The sequence below is a fragment of the Westiellopsis prolifica IICB1 genome, assembly GCF_004323185.1.
In the GTDB taxonomy this organism is placed as follows: Bacteria; Cyanobacteriota; Cyanobacteriia; order Cyanobacteriales; family Nostocaceae; genus Pelatocladus; species Pelatocladus prolificus_A.
Genome location: NZ_NAPS01000001.1, coordinates 2642777 through 2648997, shown reverse-complemented (window position 1 = coordinate 2648997; position 6221 = coordinate 2642777). Strand labels below are relative to the sequence as shown.

The window sequence follows — 6221 nt, the reverse complement described above, 5'->3', positions numbered from 1 at the left end:
CGGATAACGCTTGCATCCTCCGTATTACCGCGGCTGCTGGCACGGAGTTAGCCGATGCTGATTCCTCAGGTACCTTCACTTGCTTATTCCCTGAGAAAAGAGGTTTACAACCCAAGAGCCTTCCTCCCTCACGCGGTATTGCTCCGTCAGGCTTTCGCCCATTGCGGAAAATTCCCCACTGCTGCCTCCCGTAGGAGTCTGGACCGTGTCTCAGTTCCAGTGTGGCTGATCATCCTCTCAGACCAGCTACTGATCGTTGCCTTGGTAGTCCCTTACACCACCAACTAGCTAATCAGACGCGAGCTCATCTCCAGGCAGTTAACCTTTCACCTCTCGGCACATCCGGTATTAGCCACCGTTTCCAGTGGTTGTCCCGAACCTAGAGCCAGATTCTCACGCGTTACTCACCCGTCCGCCACTTGCCCCCGAAAGGACTCGTTCGACTTGCATGTGTTAAGCATACCGCCAGCGTTCATCCTGAGCCAGGATCAAACTCTCCGTTTTGTTTCACTATAAACAAAAACAAATCTCGTTTGTTTAGCTCTATCTACGGCTTCTTTTTTGACCTCAGCCTTGGTCTATTCTCTTGATTGACGTAGGCTATCTAGTATATAATTCTTTCAAACTATACAGTTTTCATGGTTCGGATGCCCTCGAAGCCTCGCTTTGCAGCGCTTTGCTCGTTTGGCACTTTCCTATACTACCTACCCTCCACTTCTTTGTCAACTACTTTGGAAAAAAAATTTTGCAATACCCTAAAACCCCTCTCTCTCTTCTACTTCAGCCTTAAATTCTCTAAACTGATTTCACGTTCCTAATGTTCTCACACACTCTAATTACTCCCTCTCACTTGCTCTTCATATTCCTTTATCACCTATTCATTCCTTCTGTAACTGTAAATTCATAGTTGATGCAAATTAGAGAAGTGTCTCAATCACGGAACTAAATCACATTATTTTAAAATAGCGTCGGCTTTTTGAGTACAAAATGAATACGGTAAGTTCAACTGCTGTACTACCTCCATTTATCGTGCTGGATCAACTTCTCCAAAACTCCTTATTAGAAGATATCGGTAGGGGCGATCGCACAACTCATAATGTTTAAGATTCAAGACATAAGCAGTATTTTCTCTCTTGGTAGTAACAAAAGAGGGGTTAGGAAAAACAGGGATAAAAAATTGTATTCCCAAAAAAGGACAAAGTGGTTATGTGTTTAGTCTTCTGTTTGCAGAGCCTGCGATCGCAAGTGGTACTCGTTTGAGGAAAATTTTTTAAGTACTATCGTGCGAGTGATACGATATCACGCGAGATCGCCTGTAGATTGCACATATATGTTTATCGGCTGTATGGATAATTGAATAGCTAATCATTTTTTTTGTAGAGGTCTGGTAGTTACTCCTTTTTCATATTTCAAAGTGTAAACTCCATGAGCTTGTAATACCCGATACCACATTCCTGTCTGTACTCCTGTAGAAAGCATTTTCCCAACATTCGTTTTTGCAGTTTTCAATTGATCTGGAGTTAATTGATCACCATACAGGTCCCGTACGATGGCATCAATGTGAAAATGTAAATCCGGTCGGCGACGCATCAAAATTAAGATTGCATTTTGTATGGAGTATTCTTGAAATTCAGGTAGTAAAGCTAAGGTACCAGGTTTTCTAGCAATGCTTAGTTTGGGAATGTCAGATATGTCTGGTTCTTCCGATGAAGGAGCAGTAGATTTGAAATCTTTGGAATCTAGTTCTGAAGTAGATGGTGATGGGGTTACAAATGAATTTGTCTTATGATCTAATGTCTGTTTCTGTTGTTGTTTTTGTTCTTGGTCGAGTCTAGTAGGTTCTCCTTCTTCCTCAAGGGAATGAAGGCTATCCTCTAGATAAGCCTGTGTAGATGATTCAGGTAAACGCTTGTGGATATGATTCATTTTCTCTTCCAGAGCGTACCCTGAAATAAGAGCTTCTAGGACATTCATTTGGTTGCGGACAAAAGACAAACGACGCTCCAAATCAGCAGTTTCTAAGACGTAGCGATCGCGCTCTGCTTCCAGTAACCGAAGAATCTCAGATAAATCAGCCATAGTAGTTTCGTTGTTTTTGAAAGGATATAGACAGGTGGACAGCAAGGAAGTTTTTGTTAAAGCTCACACTCGCCTTATTAGGCAAAGAGTCTATCGTTTCGTATGTAAAGGATGCAACCTAGTCGTTGAACGGACTTGTTATCCTTCCAGACCTTTGTTTTGTGAACGATGTCGGCCGCCAAAACTTTATTCATCAAAACCTCAGTCAAAGGCTGAGTTGAAAGTAGCAGGTGCTAAATCAAAGGCCACAAAAAAGTCAGTTAGACAACGCAAAAGAGGTTAGATAAGTAAATAATTTATAACTACTGCTCTCTAATCTGGCCTTAAGGTAGTAGTGAGAGTCACTATATAATCACCGATTAAAGCTTCTCGCATTGCTATCTCACTGCTGAAGATGTGGCGTAGAAGCTGTCCTTCATAAACTAGTGTGACTTCATTCTGCTGGAAAGGCCAGGGAGACATGACTATTTGTTGATGATGGTCTTGATTGCTTAACAAGGTCAAGTCTAGAGCGGTATCACCATTAAGTGTCGGTACATGGTGAATCAACTCTTTTTGTGAAGTCATTCCCTGACAAAAGATGATTAGAAAGTGCATTCCATGTTTCCACTAGCTTTCTGTTATGTTACGTGTGATGACTTCCGGTGTAACGTGGGTCGCGTAGTATGCATCTTTTTTCAAAATAGCGATGAGTTGCTCTTGAAAAAGATGCTCCTGCTTGAGAAATTGCTGCACTATTTGAGTAGAGGTTGGCGAGTTTTGTCAATTTGTAAACACTGCTACCTTTCAGTTGAGCTTAGATGCAATGTATAGCGGTGAGGTCGCTAGATGAAATAGGAATCCCCGTACCTAGCGTAGGGGAAGCATGTGGGAGGATCAATTAGGCAAAACCTGTTGTAGAGCTTCTATGAGTCGGTCTACATTTTCTTTACGACTGTTGAAACCCATAAGTCCAACACGCCAGACTTGACCAGCTAACTCACCAAGACCACCACCAATTTCAATATTATGCTCTAGGAGTAACTGTCGGGCGATAGCTTTACCATCTACACCTTTAGGAATACAGACAGTGGTGAGAGTTGGTAGACGGTACTCTCGCTGTACGTGTAATGACAGTCCTATATCTTCTAATGACTGCCAGAGATATTCTACATTTTCTTGATGACGTCGCCAGCTGTTTTCCACTCCCTCTTCGGCAATTAGACGTAGTGCTTCTCGGAGTGCGTAATACATATTGATAGGTGCTGTGTGATGATAAACCCGTTCATTACCCCAATATTTATTCAACAGCGTCATATCCAAATACCAATTAGCCACTTTCGTTTGACGCTGCTGCAATTTCTCAACTGCGCGGGGACTCATTGTAAAAGGAGAAGCGCCGGGTGGACAACCCAAACCTTTTTGGCTACAGCTATAAGCGAGATCTACTCCCCATTCGTCCAGAAATATGGGAACACCACCTAAACTTGTAACTGTATCTATTAGCAGTAGACAACCAAGCTCACGACAAAGTTCACCAACTCCCTCCAGAGGTTGACGTGCGCCTGTGGATGTTTCAGCATGAACCAAAGCTAAAATAGTTGGACGATGAGTTTGTACAGCAGTCCGTAATTCATCTATAGAAAAGACTTGTCCCCAAGGCTTGGTAATGGTTCGCACATTTGCACCATAACGTCCAGCCATATCTACAAGTCGATGACCAAAATAACCGATTACACCCACTAACACAACATCACCTGGTTCTACAGCATTAGCAATAGTTGCTTCCATTGCTGCTGTTCCCGTACCACTAACAGCGATTGTGAGCGGGTTTTCTGTTTGCCATACATAGCGCAGCAATGATTGAATTTCATCCATGACTCCAAGAAAAGCTGGATCAAGATGGCCTAGCGGAGGAGTATTCATCGCTTGCAGAACTGCGGGATGAGCATTTGAGGGCCCAGGACCCAAAAGTAAGCGTTCTGGTGTGGTTAGGGGTTTTAGTTGCAATCTCTGGTTGTTATTGATTGATACTGTTTGCGCCATTATTCTTAGTAGTGAAATCAAACTTTATTAAGCATCATACCCTTCATTATAGAAAGGCTAGATATTTGGCTACGGATAGGGTTGATTAATATACTTTAAACAGCGGTAGCACGGTTACTAACAAATGTAGTTGTTATTATTACAAAATAAGCAAAGTTATTAGTTGAGAAAAAGCAAGTGCTACATTAAAGTCTTTACTTGGTAAAGTTAGTTTTTTAGCTCAGTGACGCGAAACGACGCAAGACTAAAAATCATTCCAAGATTGCATTGCGATCGCTCACATTAGGATGATTTTGATCTGGTTCCTCACTCTTCACATAAACAACATCAGTAGGGAAAACAAAAAACTGCTTCCTGATCTTTTTTGTATCATAATTTAAGGCATCTCACCCCTAAGTTGTTCAGCTTTATAATAAGAATTATTTGCCTCTTGTTGCTTACCTAATCCCTTTAAAATTTCTCCTCGAATATCCCAAATATCTGGATCTTTTGGTTGCAATGTTTTCGCTTTCTCAATAGCAACTAATGCTTCTTGATAGCGTTTCAATTCTAACAATGCTAACGCTTTACCCACCCATGCCGGATGAAAATCTTCTTTCAGTGCAATTGCTTGCTCAAAAGCTGTAATCGCTTCTTCGTGATTTCTTAAGGTTTGTGTGAGTAAAATTCCTTGGTTAAACCAAACTAAATAATCTTGGGGACGGACTTTACTAGCTTGTTTAAAAGCAAATAGAGCTTCACTAGGTTTTCCTAATACATTTAAGGCGTTACCTTTACCAATTAAGGCTTCATAAAAATTATTATCTATGTTTAGTGCTTTTTCGTAAGAATCAAGTGCATCTTGTGGACGACTCAACTTTAGTAAAATTGAACCTCTATCAGTCCAATATATTGGATTATTATTTTTAGTTCTGAGAAGATCATCATAAGATGAAAGGGCTTCTTGAAAGTATTCTTTTGCAGCTTGTTTTCCTTGCGATTGTTCGATCGCAAAGCCTATTTCTTGCCAAATTCTAGGATCATCAGGTCTAATTTGCTTTAATTGCTCCAGATATTGCAAAGCTTCTTGTTTTTTCCCAGTTGCTAATAAAGATAAACTTTTACCACTCAAAGCTTCTGGATTGTTATCATCAATTTTTAGAGCTTTTTCATAAATATCTAAGGTTTCTTGATAATTTTGTTGTTTATATAAAACTTTGCCTTTATTAATTAAAATTTTAACTAAAAGTTTTTGGTCTTTTGGTTGCAGAAAAATCGCTCTATTATAAGATTGTAAAGCAGCAAAATCCCGTCCTAAAAGAAACAAAGCATCGCCTCGTCCTTTCCAAACTTCAGGAGAGTTAGGTTGAAGTTGTTTGAGAGAGTTAAATTTATCTAGAGCGGCTTCTCCTCGGCGTTCATCAAGCAGCTTGTTAGCTTCATGTAAGTAATATACAGGTCGTATAAACGGATGAAATAATTCTATGGATACTATGATCCCAGCTACTACTAATAATACAACTGGAATCTGCCAAATTTTTATAAATCGTATATTAGTAAGTACTCTTCGATCATTGGATGTGTAATAAGTTGGCGGTTGAGTGGGTGGGGAACTAATTTTCGTTTTATTCAAATCTTCAATAACTGTATTTACTGATTGATAGCGATGGTCTGGGTTGTTATAAACCATTTTGGCTAAAATTGCACTTAGAGAAGCGTCAATATTAATATCGCTAGGAAAGATGATATAATCTTTTTCATCCCATCTCAATTCTCTTGGGTGCATTCCAGTTAATAGTTGGATTGCTGTTAAGCCCAAAGCATAGATATCACTATTAAAACGTGGTCTTCCTGCCATTTGTTCTGAGGGAGCATACCCAGGAGTCCCAATCATTGTTTGTGTGATTGATGATTGAGAGGATGGGAGCATCCCAATTTTGCAAAGAGATGGGGAGAAGGGGAAAATATTCGCGATTGTTTCTCGCGAATAAAAGGGGGGACTGTACATCAGCACCCCTTCAAGAGACAATGACTTGTGTTCCATCCCTAGWAGAAAGGCCAATGACCCCAGAAGAGAAAAAAGAATTAGATGCACACGTAAAAGCCATCGCCAAAATCCTGTATAAAAACACGCCACC

4 protein-coding genes, 1 pseudogene and 1 other annotated feature are annotated in these 6221 nt (G+C 40.4%); of the genes and pseudogenes, 1 reads left to right on the top strand and 4 read right to left on the bottom strand.

Going from position 1 to position 6221, the window contains the following annotated elements; all coding sequences use genetic code 11:
- Position 1 precedes the first annotated feature (1 nt).
- Positions 2-496, bottom strand: a sequence feature (16S ribosomal RNA rRNA prediction is too short).
- 491 nt (positions 497-987) lie between these two features.
- Positions 988-1101 (top strand): annotated as a pseudogene (locus tag B4U84_RS11025) (carboxylating nicotinate-nucleotide diphosphorylase); the annotation flags it as partial.
- A 264-nt stretch (positions 1102-1365) separates the two neighbouring features.
- On the opposite strand, the gene B4U84_RS11020 reads toward B4U84_RS11025, so the two are convergent.
- From B4U84_RS11020 to B4U84_RS11005, 4 genes are all read right to left on the bottom strand, one after another.
- Positions 1366-2079: a hypothetical protein gene (locus tag B4U84_RS11020; protein ID WP_044452148.1), complete on the bottom strand. Its 714-nt coding sequence runs from the start codon at positions 2077-2079 to the stop codon at positions 1366-1368.
- A gap of 312 nt (positions 2080-2391) precedes the next feature.
- Positions 2392-2646 carry a hypothetical protein gene (locus B4U84_RS31160; RefSeq protein WP_026082153.1) on the bottom strand — a complete coding sequence of 85 codons (255 nt, stop codon included), beginning with the start codon at positions 2644-2646 and terminating at the stop codon, positions 2392-2394.
- Between the two features lie 309 nt (positions 2647-2955).
- A complete protein-coding gene (locus B4U84_RS11010) occupies positions 2956-4104 on the bottom strand; it encodes an alanine--glyoxylate aminotransferase family protein (protein WP_131117791.1) in 1149 nt (382 codons plus the stop codon).
- Between the two features lie 376 nt (positions 4105-4480).
- Positions 4481-6013 (bottom strand): tetratricopeptide repeat protein, encoded by a 1533-nt coding sequence (locus B4U84_RS11005; RefSeq protein ID WP_242677599.1) that lies wholly within the window; start codon positions 6011-6013, stop codon positions 4481-4483.
- Positions 6014-6221 lie beyond the last annotated feature (208 nt).